This is a genomic window from Methanobrevibacter ruminantium M1, from assembly GCF_000024185.1.
In the GTDB taxonomy this organism is placed as follows: Archaea; Methanobacteriota; Methanobacteria; order Methanobacteriales; family Methanobacteriaceae; genus Methanobrevibacter; species Methanobrevibacter ruminantium.
Map to the genome: position 1 here is coordinate 803,676 of NC_013790.1, position 16,619 is coordinate 820,294.

Below are 16,619 nucleotides of genomic sequence, written 5' to 3' on the forward strand. Positions count from 1 at the left end.
TTTACTCTATTTATTCTATTTACTCTATTTATTCTATTTACTCTATTTACTCTATACTCCTTTTATTTATTTTAGATTTTGCACTGTCATTTTTATTCTAATAAATATTTTATTGGACTATTTGGTCTTTAATTAACCTAATTAAGTTTTATATGGGCTAATAAAGTTATATATTCTTTAAAAAATTATTTAAACTAAAAATAGAAAGATAAATCTAGGGATACTATGGATATTTTCAATTATATATTTCAAATTATCGTTTCGGTTTTGATTTTTGCAGCAATCTTTGCTGTTGGAATATTGCTAAGGGATAAAATAGTCCATAAGCTAAATTTCTTTGTAAATCCTCAGAATTATTTGCCTGAAGAGGAAATACAAACATTGAAGCAGGTTTATTATTTGATTTTAATTCTAATTTTAGTTGTGTGTATTCTAAACTTCTTCTTTGACAATAATATCATATTGCCAAACAGTCCGGAATTCTATGTATTCAATTCCTTTTTAGATATTATAGTTTCAGTATATATAGCAATAATCATTTATGACGGCTCTAAAAAAAGCAAAATATTATTGATATTCCTAATTCCTATTCCATCAATTGCATTCCTATTATTTGGCGAATCTTTAATTGAATATTGGGATTTTGTACGTATTCCTGCATTATTATATATTATGAAGATATTTTATGATAAGTTCCATATTTATACTGATAAGTATAATTTGGAAAAATCAATACTTCTTCTCTTTTCAATAGTGTTCATTAGTTTTATTATAACATTGGTTGCTGAAAACGAAGATCCATTAAACGCATTGGTTATGGTCTCCAATGCATTTACAAGCAAGGGATATACAATTTTAGGTGAAAGCACTATAGGAAAAATAGATAGCATATTTCTAGTTTGGGGAGGTTATATTATATCTGGAGCTGCTACAGCTACTTTGACTGCTGCAATTTTAATTAAACACTTTAATGCTAAAATAGAGAAATTTGATGAAAAATTTGAAGAATTAGAAAAGTTAATTTCCGAATAAAAGGATGATTGATTCTTTAATCTATAAATATCAAATCTTTATTTTACATTGGTGCATATAAGTCTTATCTTATTCTTTTATTTTTCTATTTTTTTTTAATTATTTTTCATTGATGTCATACAAGTCGGTTCTTCTATTTTTTAGTACAGGTATCTCTTCTCGAACTTGCTTAATCAAATCAAGATCCAATTCAACTATTTTTAACTCTTCATCATAGTCTAATTCTTCAATTACTTCTCCCCAAGGACTTACAATAATTGAATGCCCATAGGAATTATAGCTTGCCTCCTTATCCAAAGCGGGGGCCACTCCTATTGCATAAACCTGATTGTCCAATGCCCTTGACCTAAATAGAAGTTCCCAATGTGCAGGGCCGGTTGTCAGATTGAATGCCCCTGGGAAAATTAATATCTCTGCTCCGTTTAAAGCTAAAATTCTTGAAAGCTCTACAAATCTTATGTCATAGCATATTCCAATTCCGATTCTTGCAAAAGGTGTTTTAATGATTGTAAAGTCATCTCCTGCACTTAAAGTGTCTGATTCCTTAAAATAGATTTTATCCTTTATATCTATGTCAAATAGGTGGACCTTTCTATGTTTTCCCAATATCTTTCCTTCATTGTCAAAGAAAACTGATGTGTTGTATAAGTTATTTTCATTAGAAGAATCATTTAAGACAAGTTCAGGTACAGATCCTGCTAGAACATAGATATTTTCTTCATTTGCAGTTTCAGATATTGATTTCAATGTTCTGCTATCTTCTAGGGTCTCTCCATATTTAATGAACTTTTCGTTTTCATATGGGCAGTTAAACATTTCAGGCAATATTGCAAGGTCTGCTCCTTGTTTTTTAGACTCTTTTATCATTTCAATTGCCTTTTTGATATTCTCGTCCTTATTGTCTACTACATTCATCTGACAAAGAGCTATTTTGATTTTATTCATTTTAACACCTTGATTTGCTTATTTTATGATTTTAAGTTTTATAAGTTCTGTTTTAGTTTAATTTCAATATTTGACATTTAATTAGTTTATTAAAAGAAGTAAATAAAATAGTTTAAAAAATAATAAAAAAAGTTATTTTCAATGCTTTTAATGCATTGGAAAAAATATAAAAAAAGAAATTATTAAAAAAGTAGAAAAGTTAAAAAAGGATTAATAGATTAGTAATTGCTTGTGTCTTCATAGTTATAGTTGTCGTAGCTTTCCTCTTGGTAACTGCTTTCCTGATAGCTTGTATCAAGGTTTGCAGTGTCTCCAGCTACAACATCCTTAAAACTAATACTATTAATCATATTTTGAATTTCAGTTGTATTCAAAGATGTCAAGTTCTGATTGTCAGATTTTGCATTGTTTGCAACGAAGCAATAGTAGACTCCGTCATGCAAGATGCATAGGTATCTGGAATAGCCTTGATCTTGAGTGCTTATGATTATCTCTTGAGCTGGGACGCCTCCCACATTAACCTCTTGATATTCAAGGATTTCTCCATTTAAGGAATGGGCAGTGTCATTTACATCTGATAGGATTTTTTCATAAGTGATTTCATCGCTTTGAATTGTTGTAAATCCAATTAAAGTTTTATCTTTAGTTTTGAATGCAAGATCGGTCATGTTGGAATCTGCATTGGTATTGTTGTATACAGACCAGTTACCAGAGTAGGTGAAATTGATGATGCCGTCTGTATAGTTCATCACCTCATCAGTTGTCTGGTTTTGCATTTGATTAAGTCCGATTCCTGCGATTAAAAGAATGATTAGTATGATTATTGCTATAATTCCAATCTTTTTAAGGTTTATTCCGCCAGATGAACCTTCATCTGATTTTTTAACAATATTTGGTTTAATTTCTTTTTTAGGAGCTTCTTTTTTAACTTCTTTCTTAGGGGATTCCCTTTTAATTTCTTTTTTAGGAGCTTCCCTTTTAGGAGCTTCCTTAGCTTTAGCATCAACAGTTTCTTCTTTTTTAGGCATATTATATTTTGTAGCAGGATTTTTTATTCCTTTATCCTTTTGCTTAAATCCTTCTGTTGCAGTTTTAGAGAAACTTGGTTTTGAAGTTTGTTTTAAGAAAGCTTCTTCTCTTTCCTGTTTATTTTCAACAGCAGTGTTAGTGCTGCTCACTTGGAAACTGCCAATTTTTTTGCCTATTTTGGAACTAAATCCGTCGGATTTGCTTGAAAATATGGAACTTTCACTAGAAGTTGATGTTGATTTAGCTTTTTTATCACGACTTGGGGGTGTAGAATTTGCCTCTGACTTTGGACCTAGCTTAGCACCACAGTTTCCACATACTGGTGCACTATCATAGCTTGCATTTCCACACTCTTGACAATATTTCACCAAAGTTTTAACCTCCTACTTTTTTATAACAATAATCTTTATATCTTAAATAATATTTAAATATTTTTAATTTTAGTATAATTTTTTCCTAGTTTTTAAAATCAATTTAATTTAAAGACTTTTTAGACATTTTAGAAACAGATTAATTTGAGGAGGTTTAGTTTTTCTTCAAGTATTTTGGTAAATTTTTTTAGTTTTTCTTTAGGTATTTTGATAAATTTTTTCTTAGTTTTATGTAATCAAGTTTTTGGTAAATTATTTTATTTAGTTTTAAGAAAAGTATAATTAATCAAAAATTATTATAATATTAGAAAGGTTCTAAATAGATTATTAATGATTTTTCATAAATATTCGTTATAAAAGTGATTTAAATTTAAAATAAGCACAATGTGATAATTATGGTAAAGAAAGAAAAGATTAAATGTGATAATATTAATTATGCAGTTTATAGGATTGATGATTGGGAAAACGATTATGAAATAAACATTATTGGAACTGCAAGAGAGATTCCAGTAACACAGCCTACCCTTGAGCATATGCTAAAGCAGATGGATCATATTCGCCAATCAGTATTTGAAATAGGTGGAAAAAAGGTTAATGGAATGATTGGATTGTCTATGCAGTTTAATCCAAGCTTTGCTTCAAGAGACATTGATGAGCTTATCGAACAGGAGCAAAAGGAGTTTGATTCAATCATGGCTGAATTGAATGCCCTTGAATTGAAGGACGCTAAGGATGTAATATTCTTGGACACAGATGAGTATGTCATATATAAATTAGAGTATGATGGGCATAGCTTAAGCCCAAAGCCTTATAATGACTACGCTAAACAGCATCATTTGGATGAAATTAAACGTTTGAAGGAATTAAGTGGAGAAAGGTTTGTTTTAGAGCTTTAGTTCTTTAGTATTTTTTATCTAAATAGTTTATTTAAACTTTTTATGCATTCTACAAACGCTGATTTGATATCATGTCTAAAATTCAACAATTGCAGGAAATAATAAATTCATCAGACAATATTGTTTTCTTTGGAGGGGCTGGTGTTTCAACAGAAAGCGGAATTCCAGACTTTCGCTCTGAAAGCGGAATCTTTAAAAGCCTGGAAAAATATGGGGATGTTCCGGAGAATCTGGTGTCTCATACTTACTACTCAGACCACACAGAGGAGTTCTTTGAGTATTATAAGGACACTCTTGTATTTGATGGTGCTAAGCCAAATCCAGCTCATTTGAAGTTGGCAGAGCTTGAAGAAAAAGGCAAGTTAAGGGCAGTTATTACACAGAATATTGATGGCCTTCATCAAAAGGCCGGAAGCAAGAATGTCCTGGAGCTTCATGGAAGCATTCATAGAAATTATTGTCAGATTTGCAATAAGGAGTATTCTCTTGATTTTATTTTAAAAAGCGAAGGCATTCCAAGGTGTGATTGTGGTGGTGTTGTAAAGCCAGATGTTGTCCTTTATGAAGAGCCTTTAGACAATAGGATTCTAGCTTATGCAATCGATTACATTCAAAATGCAGATACATTGATTATTGGGGGAACTTCCTTGGTTGTTTATCCTGCAGCAGGTCTTATAAATTATTTCCATGGTGGCAATCTGGTTTTAATTAATAAGAGTGAGACTGGCTTTGATTATATGGCTAATTTGGTTATTAATGAGCCAATTGGAGAGACATTGTCTCAAATCAGAGTTTAAATATATTGTTTATAAAACTAAAATTCCAAGACCTTCAAGGAGTATTTTTACACCAAGAAGAATTAAGATCACTCCACCGACTATCTCAAACTTGTCTCCAAAGTAATTTCCTATTTTTTTACCTAAATAAAGTCCAATTATTGTAAAGATAAATGCTACAACTCCAATCATTATTATAGGAATTAGAATATCTACTTTTAGTACTGCATATGTTATTCCAACTGCAAATGCATCAATGCTTGTAGCTATTGCAAGCAATGTCAATTCCTTAAATGAAAACTTATCAGAGTCCTTCTCATCCTCTTCATCACCAGAGAGACTTTCTCTAATCATATTTGAACCGATTAAAAGAAGAAGTATGAATGCAACCCAAGGTGCAAAGGTTGTAATGAGCCATTCAAGTTGGATTCCTCCTAGCCATCCGAGAACAGGCATTAAAGCCTGAAATCCACCAAAGAATATTCCAAACCATAAAGCTTGGCTTTTTGTGAGGTTCTTTAAGGTGAATCCCTTTGTTAGGGAAACGCTAAAGGCATCCATTGCAAGTGCGATTGCAATCAGTAGAGTTGAAATAAAATCCATAATAATCTAAAACCTTTTCATCTTGTTTGCTATTTAAATGCATCTAAAGTTACTTTTTTATCTTTTTTAAGCTCACGAGGTGGTTCTACTGAGACAAATTCAATACCTTCTTCCTCTAAAAGCTCAAGGGCATCATCACCTATTGAAGGAGCAACAAGCAAGCCTCTTACCTTTTGCTTTTCCTCTTCATGTCTTATTTCCTTGTTTTCCCTATTTTCAAAGTCAGTGAGATAACGCCTTATCTGTTTTACTGCAGTGATCCCTGCCTTTCTTGCCTTAAGCTCTAAAACCATAAGGTTTCCGTCGGCATCCTTTCCTAAAATGTCAATGAAACCATGCTCTGTAGCATATTCCCTTACAGTCGGGCGGAATCCTTCCTCTATGATATGTGGATTGTCCCAAATCATATCTCCCATATCCTTTTCATAGCCTGCCCTTTCAAGCTCTTCATAATCTTCAATCAGGTTATATCTTGCATAATGAATCTTTTTAACTTCAACTTCCAATAGTTCAGGTGGCTTTCGCCTGTGGCTTTCTAAGTAAAGGGTTTCATCTTTTATCAAAGCTTTTGTTTTTGATTTTGGAGGTTGCCAATTGACCGGATCCACCTTATTGTCTTGGTGTATCAAAAAGCAGCCGTCTGGCTTAATCATGATTATTCTTTCTCCATAGTCAAGTTCACTTAATGCACGGCCTTCATAGCTTACCTTACAGCATGCAAATAGGAGCATGGTTGCTTTTTTCACTAATCCTTCTTCGATTAGCTCATATGCCTCTTTATAATTGGGATTTTCTAAGATTTTATATTTCATTTTATCAGTTTTATTGTTAATTATTTAAATTTTTCTTTGCTTATCAAATATTTGTTTTTGGATTTTATAAACTTATTTGATTTATTATGTTTTGATTTCATTTTTTAATACTTTTTTAATCCATTTTTGATTTTTGTATTAACTGAGATAAAATTATTTTATTTAATTTATGTGATGGGAGTTAAGCTTATGGTCTTAAAAATAGTTTGACAAGTTCAGATAAAGTTTATTTTCTAAAAAGAAGGTCTTGAAAATTAAGCATTAAATTACTTTTAAAATATATGATTTTAGTTCTATCTTCATCAAACATTTACTTTATATATAATCAATTATATATTATTAATAGTTGGGAATTTGATATTATGGAAATGAATGAAAATGTTGAAATGATTACAGGAGACCCTAAAAAGGCAATCAATAAACTTGCTTGGCCTTTGATAGCAAGCATGCTCTTGATTTTTTTAAATAACATTATAGACAGTATCTGGGTTGCAGGGCTTGGGCCTGACCCTCTTGCTGCAATCGGCTATGTCACACCTCTCTTTATGGTGCTTGTAGGATTTGGAAACGGTATCGGTGCAGGTGCAACCTCACTTATCTCCCGTTATATCGGAGCTGAAAAGAGGGATGATGCAAACAATGCAGCGATTCACTCTGCCATATTAAGTGTGGTTGTTTCATTGGTTCTCACTGTCATTGCCCTTTTGATATTAGAGTCCTTGCTTAAGCTAATGGGTGCTGGGTCTGTATTGAAATATGCAATGGACTATGGTGTGATTATATTTCTTTTCACTGCCCCTATATTGATACCTCCTATATTTGGTGGTGCTTTCAGGGCTGAAGGAGACATTAAACGGGCAACTGTGCCTATTGCACTTGTTGCTGTAATCAATATGATTCTAGATCCGATATTCATGTATGTATTTGGCTGGGGAATTTCAGGTGCTGCCTTTGCAACAGGTCTTGCTCCATGCTTCGGTCTTTGCATGATGCTCTATTGGATATTCATTAAAAAGGACACTTATCTCTCATATAATAGAAAGGATTTCCATAATAATTTGAATATGTATAAGGATATTTTAGTTGTTGGAATACCTGCAAGCCTTGAGCAGTTAATCATGGCTGCACTTGCAGTTACAGTCAATTATATGCTCACCCTTGTTTCAGGTTCAGTTGCAGTGGCTGTATATACTGCAGGATGGAGAATAATCTCATTAGGACTCTTGCCAGCTATTGGAGTTGGAACTGCTGCCATTACAGTCACAGGTGTTGCATATGGTGCAAAGAAATATGAAAACATAAGGACTGCATGCAGATATTCAGTTAAGCTAGGTCTCATATCCTCTATTATAGTATGCATATTGCTCTTTATATTTGCAGATCAGATAGCATATATCTTCTCTTATTCAGAAGCAAGTGCACATCTCTTGCCTTTAATTGCAGGATTCATACAATTGATGTGTCTATTTATTTTATATGTTCCATTCGGTGCAACTGCAGGTAACGTTTTCCAAGGACTTGGAAAGGGAACCACTTCATTTGTATTGACCACATTCAGGGAGTTTGTCCTTGTATTGGTCTTTGCATATCTTTTAGGATTTGTATTCCATATGGGAGAGACTGGAATTTATTATGGAATGCTTATAGGTGGATTTATTGGTTCTGTAATTGCATATGGATATATTGAATATTATGTTGATAGATTGATTAAGGGAAAGGTTAAAGGAAGCGATATTTAACTTGCTTTTTCCTATATTTATTTTTATAACTTAATCGAGTTAAATAAACTCTTTTAAATGATTTTAAACAGATATATGATAGAAAATAATTTTTTATTTAATCCTTTTAAAGGATTATTAAACAGATAGGATAATAAATAATAATTTTTTAAATCCTTGAAGGATTTTTGAACAGATATGATTATAGATAATAATTTTTATAAGGCGGTTTTTTAAATATGCAAAAAGTAATTAATTCTCATTGTCACATTTATCCAGATAAGATTGCAGCAAAGGCTGTTAAAGGAATACGTGATTTTTATGACCTTCATATGTCTTTAAATGGGACTGTAGATGATTTGATTGAAGACGGTAAAAAAGTAGGGGTTGTTCATTATCTCATCCACTCAGTTGCAACAACTCCAAAGCAGGTCGAGTCAATCAATGAATTCATTTCATTTGAAGTAAACACTCATCCTGGCTTGTTTACAGGCTTCGGCACCCCTCATCCAGATAGCGAAGACATTGAAAGGGACCTAGACCACATAATTGAACTTGGCCTTAAGGGCGTAAAGGTTCATCCAGACTTCCAGCAGTTTGCCTTAAACGAGGAGCGTGCTTTTAGGATGGGTGAGGCAATCAATGAAAGGGGATTGCCTATTATGATTCACTGTGGCGATTTCAGGTATAATTATTCTAATCCCGAACAGTTAAGGCCTTTCCTTGAAGAGTTTCCAGACCTTACAGTGATTGGAGCTCATTTTGCAGGATGGAGCATGTGGGAGAAGGCTACAGAGGAATTGGCTGGAACTCCTAATCTGATTGTTGACTGCAGTTCAAGCTTATATTCATTGACTCCAGAGACTGCAAAGGACTTGATTCATGCATATGGTGCAGATAAGGTTCTATGGGCTACTGACTTTCCGATGTGGGAGTCTGTAAGCGAGATGGAAATGTTTAATAAGATTGATCTTAGCGAGGAAGAGAGAAATACTTATTCTTTATGAAAATGCTAGACAAAGCTAATTGGGGCTTAAGGATTAATCCATTTCTTTTAATTTTATAATAATTGATCTATTTTTATTATTTTAACAAATCTTATTTTTATTTAGATAATTTTAATTCATTTTAAAGGAAGTTTTAAAATGTTTGATGTGGAAAGTATTGAAGTGGAGTATTTTACTCTCAAGGAATTTAAATTTAAAAACGGAGAAGTCCTGAAGGATGCAAAAGTCGAATATATCACCTTTGGAACTCCCAAATATGATGATAATGGAATTATAAATAATGCAGTAATCTATTTCCATGGAACAAGTGGCAATTGTCATTCTGCAAAGCGTTTATGCGAATCTATGGGTAGCGGAGATATATTGGACACAGATAAGTTCTTCTTTATTTCATTAAGCACTTTAGGCAGTCCAAATTCAGCAAGCCCATCTTCAACTGGCCTTATGAACAAGTTTCCAGAATATGACATAGAAGATATGGTCAATTTCCAAAAGCAGTTTGTTGAGGAAAGATTCGGAATCACCCATATTAAGGGGCTTATTGGAAACTCTATGGGTGGATTTGAAGTCCTGACATGGGGATGTGTCTATCCAGATTCTGTTGACTTTATAATTTCTCTTGTAAGCAGCTTTAAGGTAGGGGGCCACAATTATATATTAAGCAAGGTGATTGACAATATATTCACTTCAGATCCGGATTATAATGATGGCGCATATGATTTGCCTATTTCCGATTCTTTAAAGAGAAGCTTAAAGCTCTCATCAGATGCAATGTATTCATTTGGATTGTCACGGGAGGAATATCGAAATAACCTTACAAATGAGGAATTAACCGAATTCATGGCAGAATTTGCAGAGGAAAGCCTTGAAGAGGATCCTAATGATGTGGTCTATATGAATAAGGCTTCCATTGATTTTGATATAAGTGAAGATTTAAAGAATATAAAGGCCAAGGTTTTAATTATAGCAATCAATCAAGATCAGTATTTCCCTCCTAATTTGGATGCAATTCCAATGAGCAAGATGATTGAAAACAATAAATTGGTCATATTTGATTCCTGTATGGGTCATGTTGGCTCTGGTGAATTGTTTAAGATAGAAGATGACTTAAGGGAGTTTTTAACTGAATTCTACTAGATATTAGTAGTTAATTTTTAACTGAATTCTACTAGATAAAAGTAGTTAATTTAAAAGAGTTAAATTTTTATTTATTTTCTAAATTATTAATTTTTCAGGTGTTTTTATGGAAATAACTTATAAGGATACTCATGACTTTAAGGAAGAGGACCTAAAAGACTTGTTCTTATCAGTGGAATGGTCTTCAGGCCATTTTCCAGACAAGCTTGTCATAGCCATGAAAAACTTTGAGACAGTTTATTCTGCATGGGATGGCGATAAGTTGGTAGGTCTTGTTTCAGCTATGGATGATGGAATAATGACTGCATATGTTCATTATGTTCTCATAAGACCTGAATATCAGGGAAAGGGAATTGGAAAAGAGCTATTGAAAAGAACAACAGATCATTATAAGGATTATTTGAGAATAGTTGTGGTTTCATATAATGAAGAGATTGAATTCTATGAAGCCTGCGGCTTTGAAAAGGCAGATGATGCAAGCCCTATGTTTATAACAGAATTATGGACTTAGTTTAAAAAAGGTTTTATACTTACTAGTGGACTTAGTTTAAAAAAAGGTTTTATACTTACTCACGGACTTAAAAAAGGTTTTTTAACTGTTAAGGACTTAAAAAAGTTCAAATCAATTAATTAAAGAGGATTAATATGTTTAGCGTTAAAGTTGATGATTATGGTGAAACTGAAGATGATATGCATTTTGTAACTTATATGATTTCAGGATTAAGTGAAGCTGAATTGGATTATCTTATTGCTAATCTTGAAGGAGAGCTTGCCCTTGAGGATGGCAATCTGTTTTTAAATATATTCTATTCAAAGCAGTTCTTCCCATTTGGTTCAGATGATGCTCATTTCAAATTGGACGACTTTATTAAAAGGGAAGAAATAGAAATGACTTATTTCATTGCAAGCTTTTTAGAGGATATGAAATAAGTTTAATCTTTTTTCTTCTTTATTTTTTTATTAATTCATTAAAAAATTTCTATTTTTCTATAAAAATGATATATTAAACTTATGATTCTTTTTTTTATTAAACAACCAAATCTGGCTTGTTCTTGCTTTGATACGCATACCAAGTACTGTTTTCAATCAGGAACTCTCTAGCTGCATATGAAAGTATCTCATCAGTTTCTCCTTCTGTTCTTATTCTGTCTTCTATAATTCCATATAGTTCAACCATCCTTTCATGGTCATCTATCTTTTCGCTTAAGGACATCTTTCCGTAATAGCTTCCTAAAAAGAGTGTGAATGCAGACATTCCAGCCATAGCTAATTTGATGCCTAGATGAATTATATCTCCATTTAAATTGAAAGTTGAAGCGGGTATGAGATATTCAAAGATCAATGCAATTATATAGGTGGCTATTGTCACTGTAATTGATGCATATGTGACTATTTTCTGTGTCCTCATTTTCTTTTTTGACTTTTGAAGAGCCCCTTCATGATATTTCTTTTGGTGTATAATCCAGTTATCCCTTATTTCTCTCTTTTGAGGCAATTCAGTGAAATCCAAGGTTCCCAATACCTCTTTAACCAATGGAACTCCATGCTCGATAAACCAAGGGAGGATATCTATAACCTTTTCCTGGGCTCCTGCATAGCTTAGGAAAAACTGAAGCCTTAATGATTCTGCTAAGACCCTGTATTCAAGATATTTATCATGATAGTTCAACTTATTTGAGACTAAATGAATTCCTATTAGGATAAACATCAAAAGCACGCAAGGTATGATAAAGGCGCTTATGTCCCATTCAAAATAGATGAAGAATATGATTGTAATTATGGTTCCTATGCTGGCAAGCAAAAGCAGGATATTATTGTGTATGTTTTGGTTTTTTCCGCTTAATGCCCCTGCAATTCCATGTAGTTCATCTATTTGAAGCAGTGTAGGATTGTCTATTTCCTTTAGCAAAGGACGATATGTTCCTTTAAAGTTTGCCTTGTCCTTATCAAATGTTTCTTTGCTTATCATAGTATCCGTTTAGTAGTTTCTATAAAAATAGATGGTTTTAATAATTGATTGATAGTTTTAGTTCTTAAAATGGATTAAATCTTTAATTAGATTTTTAAGAACTGATTAATAGTTTCAGTTCTTAAAAAGCGATTTGATATTAAATATTAAAAAAAGAATAAATTAAATTTTATTTAGAAGCGTCAAGCATTCTTTCAACTGCAGAAATAGACCTTTCTGCAATGTCTTCTGGAACGGTGATTAAAGGCTCCTCATTAACAAGACAGTCTTTAAGCTTTTCAAGTGTGTGAAGCTTCATTGTCTTGCAGATAGCTCCTTCAAGCAAAGGATAGTATGTTTTATCTGGGAATTCTGCTTCAAGTCTTGTAATGAGATCCACTTCAGTTCCAATGACAAATTCTTGCTTTTCGCTATCTCTGATGTGTGAAAGCATTCCTCCAGTGCTTAAGACGTAATCTGCCATATCCTGAACTTCCTTATTGGATTCTGGGTGAATGATTATCTCAGCATTAGGATATTTTTTCCTTGCATCATCTATATCCTCCTTATGGAATAGCTTGTGAACATAGCAGTGACCGTCACCTGGAATCGGAATGATCTTTTTGTCAGTGAATGGTTGTACAAACTCTCCAAGGTTTGTATCTGGTCCAAAGAGAATGGTATCCTCTTCTATGCTTTCTACAACCTTTTTAACATTTCCAGAGGTACAGAGAATATCGGATTCTGCCTTTGCCTCTCCGAGACTGTTTACATACAGGCATACTGCAGCGTCAGGATATTTTTTCTTAGCTTCTATTACTTGTTCTCCTGTAAGCATATGTGCCATAGGACATTCCGCTTCAATATCTGGTATTAAAACCTTCTTGTCTGGATTTAACATATATGCAGTTTCTGCCATAAAGTCTACGCCACAGAAGACTATGATGTCCTTGTCATCAATCTCTTTTGCTTTCATGCATAATTCAAGAGAATCTCCTAGAAAATCAGCTATTTCCTGAATCTCTTTAGGCTGATAATTGTGAGCAAGAATGATTGCATTCTTCTCTTCTTTCAATTGAATAATTTCGTTCTGTAATTCTGTTGTCATTTTATCACTAAAAATACTTGTTTAAAATGATATTTTCTTATTTGTTGTTTTATAAAGAATTTCTTCTTTAATAAAAGGTTTTTGTGAATTTTGGGTTTAATAAAGAATTATTCTTATGATTATGAATATTGTTGTTTTTAAATATATTTTGTTTAAACTTAATATTATATTTATGTTTAATAAGATTAAGTAGTTTAGTCATATTTTTTTAATTTGCCGTAAACTTGCTTTTAGCGGATATTATTTAACTATCCTTAAGATGCCTGCATTCTTTTCATCCATGAGATAGTCATAAATTAGTTTATTGCTTTCTTCTAAGATTACAGCTTTTCCAGGGTCTCTATCCTTATAATCATTTATCCAAAAGCTGATTTCAACTTTAGAGCCTTCTTCATTTATTTCTCTAGCTAAAATGACTGGTTCTTTGTCTTTATTGATATATTCATATTTTTCCATAGCCTCTGTCATCTTTTGCTTGTATTCGAAGATATCAAATCCATGAGGCAATATCACATCAAGCCTAAGCCTATAATCCTCTCCCATTGGGAAGTTTTTATATGTTTTGGTTGAAAGAACAGAGTTTGGAATGGTTACCTTAAAGTTATCCATACCAATCATTGTTGTATTTCTAAACCCAACCTTTGTGATGGCTCCTTTTCTCCCGTCAATCTCTATGGTTTCTCCAACTTGGACGTTCTTATCTCCAATTACAAATATTCCAGATATGAAATTGGATACGATGTCCTTAGATGCAAAACCGATGACGATACTGACAATTCCTAAGCTCAATATGATGTTTTGAAGGTCTATTCCAATTAGATTCAATATCAAAGCAAGTGCAATTATAATAATTCCATATTTAAGGATGTCTTTTAGGAGATAATGGGCAGTAAGATTGATTTCATACTTTTTCTCTATTCTTAGAAGTGATTTTTCTCCTAGCTTTATGATTATTGCTGCAGCTATGATTATTACAATAATTGATATGATTGTGCTTAAATCAAGCAGATTTAGTAGAATTTGATAAAGCCATTCTGTTGTTGTCATTTTTGCTCCTCTTTGGGGGGGGATTACTCCTTATCTTTGCTCTTTAATGATAATTTATGCTTTTCATTGTCTAATTATTTAAGGATATTGTATTTATTCCTTGTCTTTGCTGTTTATATTAAAAACCTTAAAGTCTTCAGCCACTTCAACATTATCGAATGCTTCCTTGGCTTCTCTTTCCAAGACGCTGAATTCCTGATACCTTGGGCTTATGTGTGTTAGAATCAATTTCCCTACATTTGCCTCTCTAGCTATGTCTGCAGCGTCCCTTGCTGTGGAATGATCATGTTCGTATGCATGAAGCCGGTCTTCTTCTTCAAAGGTCGCTTCGTGGATTAAAATGTCGCTGTCTCTTGCAAGTTCGATAAGCTTAAAGGAAGGTCTTGTGTCTCCTGAATAAGTTACCTTAAGGCCTTTTCTAGGAGGACCAAGGACTTGTTCTGGCTTGATTATTTTGCCGTCTATTTCAACTTCTTCTCCTCTGTGAAGCTTTCCAAAGGCAGGTCCTACTGGAACACCAAGCTCAATGGCCTTTTCCCTTATGAAACGAGGTTTTTTCTTTTCAATAATTGAATAAGCATTATTTGGGACGCTATGTTTTGTTTTTGTGGTTTCTATTCTGTACTTTTCTGTTTCTACAACAATTCCTTCGTCGATTTCATGAATGTTAAGATTGAAGTCAATCTTGAAGTATCCGGTATGGGTGATTGCATTCATCACTTTTTTAAGTCCTCTTGGCCCATAGATATCTAGATCCTCTTCCCTTTGCCTAAGTCCCATTGATTGAATTAGTCCTCCTAATCCAAGTATGTGGTCTCCGTGGAAATGGGTGATGAATATTTTATCCACTTTCATTGGACTTACATTTGCTTCAATGAACTGTCTTTGGGTTCCTTCTCCACAATCAAAGAGAAATACTTCTCCAAATTCTCTTATGACAATTGCAGCATGGTTTCTCTCCCTTGAAGGCACTGCAGAGGATGTTCCTAAAAATATGATTTCCATATGATCACTAGATTTTAATTTATTAATCGATTCGGTTTTATTCCATTATTTGGATTTAAAATAATTTTTTTCTCTTATTTTTAATTTTTGTTAATTTAAATATATAAACTATAACAACTAATATTTATTTAAGTAAAATATTTAGAAAATATTTAATTTATCTGTTTAAATATTTTTTTCGATTATGTAATTCTTAAATATTTAAATCTTTGAGTACTATTTAATTCTTAGAAATATTAGTTATTCTTATTTAAAATTTATTATTGGTGTAAAGATGGATGATATAATTAAATTTATGCTTGAAGAGGATGAAGGCTTTGGCGATATCACTTCAAATGCATTGATTCCTCAAGATAAGGTTTTTTATGCTAAGCTAATCTCAAAGGATGAAGGAATCCTTGCTGGGATTGAGATAATTAAGGAAATCTTTTTGGAATATGGAATAGATATTCTGTCCTCTAAAAATGATGGGGATGAAATCAAAAAAGGAGATATTCTTCTTGAAATTGAAGGAAACGCAAGAAAAATTCTTCTTTTAGAGAGAACTGCACTTAACCTTCTTATGAGGATGTCTGGCGTAGCCACCAAAACCCATAGGGTTGTAAGCAGTGTAAAAGAAGTCAATGATAAGGTTAGAGTTGCAGGAACTCGTAAGACTGCTCCAGCACTTCAAAAGTATGATAAGATAGCTATTTCAATTGGGGGAGGAGACCCTCACAGGTACGGTTTGGATGATATGGTTTTAATTAAGGACAATCATATTGCAGTGGTCGGATCTGTTAAGGATGCTCTTAGATTGGCTAAAGAGAATGTCAGCTTTTCTAAAAAGATTGAAATAGAGGTTGAATCTGCCGATGATGCGGTGATTGCAGCAGAGAATGGTGCAGACATTATCATGTTTGATAATATGAGTCCCAAAGAAGCTCAAGATAGTTTAGATGCTCTTATTGATAATGATTTAAGGAATGGTGTCCTTATTGAAATCTCAGGGGGAATTACTGAGGATAATATACTTGATTATGCTCCTTTAGATGTTGATATCATATCTTTAGGCTCTCTTACCCATCAAGCAAGCAGCTTGAACTTTAGCTTGGATATGGATTGATTTTATCTGTTTATTTCAAATTTTATTTATTTTCTTATATTTTAAAGACTTTATAAAGTTCTTGAAGCTATATATAAGTC

The 16,619-nt window shown here is 32.8% G+C and carries 17 protein-coding genes; 9 read left to right on the forward strand and 8 right to left on the reverse strand.

Features of this window, described 5'->3' with window-relative positions; genetic code table 11:
* The first annotated feature begins 225 nt into the window (after positions 1-225).
* A complete protein-coding gene (locus MRU_RS03080; RefSeq protein WP_012955404.1) occupies positions 226-1,032 on the forward strand; it encodes a hypothetical protein in 807 nt (268 codons plus the stop codon).
* A 99-nt stretch (positions 1,033-1,131) separates the two neighbouring features.
* Here MRU_RS03080 and MRU_RS03085 read toward each other — a convergent pair whose 3' ends face one another.
* Together MRU_RS03085 and MRU_RS03090 are read right to left on the reverse strand one after the other, a co-directional pair.
* Positions 1,132-1,977 carry a carbon-nitrogen hydrolase family protein gene (locus tag MRU_RS03085; protein WP_012955405.1) on the reverse strand — a complete coding sequence of 282 codons (846 nt, stop codon included), beginning with the start codon at positions 1,975-1,977 and terminating at the stop codon, positions 1,132-1,134.
* A gap of 218 nt (positions 1,978-2,195) precedes the next feature.
* The gene (locus MRU_RS03090; RefSeq protein ID WP_012955406.1) at positions 2,196-3,374 is read right to left on the reverse strand and encodes a PsbP-related protein; all 1,179 of its coding nucleotides are present in this window, start codon (positions 3,372-3,374) and stop codon (positions 2,196-2,198) included.
* Positions 3,375-3,772: 398 nt separating this feature from the next.
* On the opposite strand from MRU_RS03090, the gene MRU_RS03095 reads away from it, so the two are divergent.
* Together MRU_RS03095 and MRU_RS03100 are read left to right on the forward strand one after the other, a co-directional pair.
* The gene (locus MRU_RS03095) at positions 3,773-4,273 is read left to right on the forward strand and encodes a hypothetical protein (RefSeq protein WP_012955407.1); all 501 of its coding nucleotides are present in this window, start codon (positions 3,773-3,775) and stop codon (positions 4,271-4,273) included.
* A 71-nt stretch (positions 4,274-4,344) separates the two neighbouring features.
* On the forward strand, positions 4,345-5,070 hold the full coding sequence (locus MRU_RS03100; protein ID WP_012955408.1) for an NAD-dependent protein deacylase: 726 nt from the start codon (positions 4,345-4,347) through the stop codon (positions 5,068-5,070).
* 9 nt (positions 5,071-5,079) lie between these two features.
* On the opposite strand, the gene MRU_RS03105 is transcribed toward MRU_RS03100, so the two are convergent.
* Entirely contained in the window at positions 5,080-5,652 is a 573-nt protein-coding gene (locus MRU_RS03105; RefSeq protein WP_012955409.1) for a manganese efflux pump MntP, read from the reverse strand.
* Between the two features lie 29 nt (positions 5,653-5,681).
* A complete protein-coding gene (gene nucS / locus MRU_RS03110; RefSeq protein ID WP_012955410.1) occupies positions 5,682-6,464 on the reverse strand; it encodes an endonuclease NucS in 783 nt (260 codons plus the stop codon).
* Positions 6,465-6,826: 362 nt separating this feature from the next.
* On the opposite strand from nucS, the gene MRU_RS03115 reads away from it, so the two are divergent.
* The 5 genes from MRU_RS03115 (at position 6,827) to MRU_RS03135 (ending at position 11,256) form a co-directional block, all read left to right on the forward strand.
* Entirely contained in the window at positions 6,827-8,203 is a 1,377-nt protein-coding gene (locus tag MRU_RS03115; protein WP_012955411.1) for an MATE family efflux transporter, read from the forward strand.
* A gap of 218 nt (positions 8,204-8,421) precedes the next feature.
* The gene (locus MRU_RS03120; RefSeq protein ID WP_012955412.1) at positions 8,422-9,189 is read left to right on the forward strand and encodes an amidohydrolase family protein; all 768 of its coding nucleotides are present in this window, start codon (positions 8,422-8,424) and stop codon (positions 9,187-9,189) included.
* A gap of 138 nt (positions 9,190-9,327) precedes the next feature.
* Positions 9,328-10,326, forward strand: a complete 999-nt coding sequence (locus MRU_RS03125; protein WP_012955413.1) for an alpha/beta fold hydrolase — start codon at positions 9,328-9,330, stop codon at positions 10,324-10,326.
* A 106-nt stretch (positions 10,327-10,432) separates the two neighbouring features.
* On the forward strand, positions 10,433-10,837 hold the full coding sequence (locus MRU_RS03130; RefSeq protein WP_012955414.1) for a GNAT family N-acetyltransferase: 405 nt from the start codon (positions 10,433-10,435) through the stop codon (positions 10,835-10,837).
* Positions 10,838-10,971: 134 nt separating this feature from the next.
* Positions 10,972-11,256, forward strand: a complete 285-nt coding sequence (locus MRU_RS03135) for a DUF5750 family protein (RefSeq protein ID WP_012955415.1) — start codon at positions 10,972-10,974, stop codon at positions 11,254-11,256.
* A gap of 97 nt (positions 11,257-11,353) precedes the next feature.
* Here MRU_RS03135 and MRU_RS03140 read toward each other — a convergent pair whose 3' ends face one another.
* The 4 genes from MRU_RS03140 to rnz form a co-directional block, all read right to left on the reverse strand.
* Positions 11,354-12,295: a hypothetical protein gene (locus tag MRU_RS03140; protein ID WP_012955416.1), complete on the reverse strand. Its 942-nt coding sequence runs from the start codon at positions 12,293-12,295 to the stop codon at positions 11,354-11,356.
* Between the two features lie 169 nt (positions 12,296-12,464).
* Positions 12,465-13,382, reverse strand: a complete 918-nt coding sequence (gene nadA / locus MRU_RS03145; RefSeq protein WP_012955417.1) for a quinolinate synthase NadA — start codon at positions 13,380-13,382, stop codon at positions 12,465-12,467.
* 240 nt (positions 13,383-13,622) lie between these two features.
* Positions 13,623-14,429, reverse strand: a complete 807-nt coding sequence (locus MRU_RS03150; protein WP_012955418.1) for a mechanosensitive ion channel family protein — start codon at positions 14,427-14,429, stop codon at positions 13,623-13,625.
* 93 nt (positions 14,430-14,522) lie between these two features.
* Complete coding sequence (gene rnz, locus MRU_RS03155; protein ID WP_012955419.1) at positions 14,523-15,434, reverse strand: ribonuclease Z; 912 nt, start codon at positions 15,432-15,434, stop codon at positions 14,523-14,525.
* 274 nt (positions 15,435-15,708) lie between these two features.
* Between rnz and nadC the strand changes: the two genes are divergently transcribed.
* Positions 15,709-16,539: a carboxylating nicotinate-nucleotide diphosphorylase gene (gene nadC, locus MRU_RS03160; protein WP_012955420.1), complete on the forward strand. Its 831-nt coding sequence runs from the start codon at positions 15,709-15,711 to the stop codon at positions 16,537-16,539.
* Positions 16,540-16,619 lie beyond the last annotated feature (80 nt).

What these genes read in the sequence shown, in the direction of transcription:
- MRU_RS03080 (WP_012955404.1), top strand. Translation starts at nt 226, where the DNA reads ATGGATATTTTCAATTATATATTTCAAATTATCGTTTCGGTTTTGATT.
- MRU_RS03085 (WP_012955405.1), bottom strand. Translation starts at nt 1,977, where the DNA reads ATGAATAAAATCAAAATAGCTCTTTGTCAGATGAATGTAGTAGACAAT.
- MRU_RS03095 (WP_012955407.1), top strand. Translation starts at nt 3,773, where the DNA reads ATGGTAAAGAAAGAAAAGATTAAATGTGATAATATTAATTATGCAGTT.
- MRU_RS03100 (WP_012955408.1), top strand. Translation starts at nt 4,345, where the DNA reads ATGTCTAAAATTCAACAATTGCAGGAAATAATAAATTCATCAGACAAT.
- MRU_RS03105 (WP_012955409.1), bottom strand. Translation starts at nt 5,652, where the DNA reads ATGGATTTTATTTCAACTCTACTGATTGCAATCGCACTTGCAATGGAT.
- nucS (WP_012955410.1), bottom strand. Translation starts at nt 6,464, where the DNA reads ATGAAATATAAAATCTTAGAAAATCCCAATTATAAAGAGGCATATGAG.
- MRU_RS03115 (WP_012955411.1), top strand. Translation starts at nt 6,827, where the DNA reads ATGGAAATGAATGAAAATGTTGAAATGATTACAGGAGACCCTAAAAAG.
- MRU_RS03120 (WP_012955412.1), top strand. Translation starts at nt 8,422, where the DNA reads ATGCAAAAAGTAATTAATTCTCATTGTCACATTTATCCAGATAAGATT.
- MRU_RS03125 (WP_012955413.1), top strand. Translation starts at nt 9,328, where the DNA reads ATGTTTGATGTGGAAAGTATTGAAGTGGAGTATTTTACTCTCAAGGAA.
- MRU_RS03130 (WP_012955414.1), top strand. Translation starts at nt 10,433, where the DNA reads ATGGAAATAACTTATAAGGATACTCATGACTTTAAGGAAGAGGACCTA.
- MRU_RS03135 (WP_012955415.1), top strand. Translation starts at nt 10,972, where the DNA reads ATGTTTAGCGTTAAAGTTGATGATTATGGTGAAACTGAAGATGATATG.
- MRU_RS03140 (WP_012955416.1), bottom strand. Translation starts at nt 12,295, where the DNA reads ATGATAAGCAAAGAAACATTTGATAAGGACAAGGCAAACTTTAAAGGA.
- nadA (WP_012955417.1), bottom strand. Translation starts at nt 13,382, where the DNA reads ATGACAACAGAATTACAGAACGAAATTATTCAATTGAAAGAAGAGAAG.
- MRU_RS03150 (WP_012955418.1), bottom strand. Translation starts at nt 14,429, where the DNA reads ATGACAACAACAGAATGGCTTTATCAAATTCTACTAAATCTGCTTGAT.
- rnz (WP_012955419.1), bottom strand. Translation starts at nt 15,434, where the DNA reads ATGGAAATCATATTTTTAGGAACATCCTCTGCAGTGCCTTCAAGGGAG.
- nadC (WP_012955420.1), top strand. Translation starts at nt 15,709, where the DNA reads ATGGATGATATAATTAAATTTATGCTTGAAGAGGATGAAGGCTTTGGC.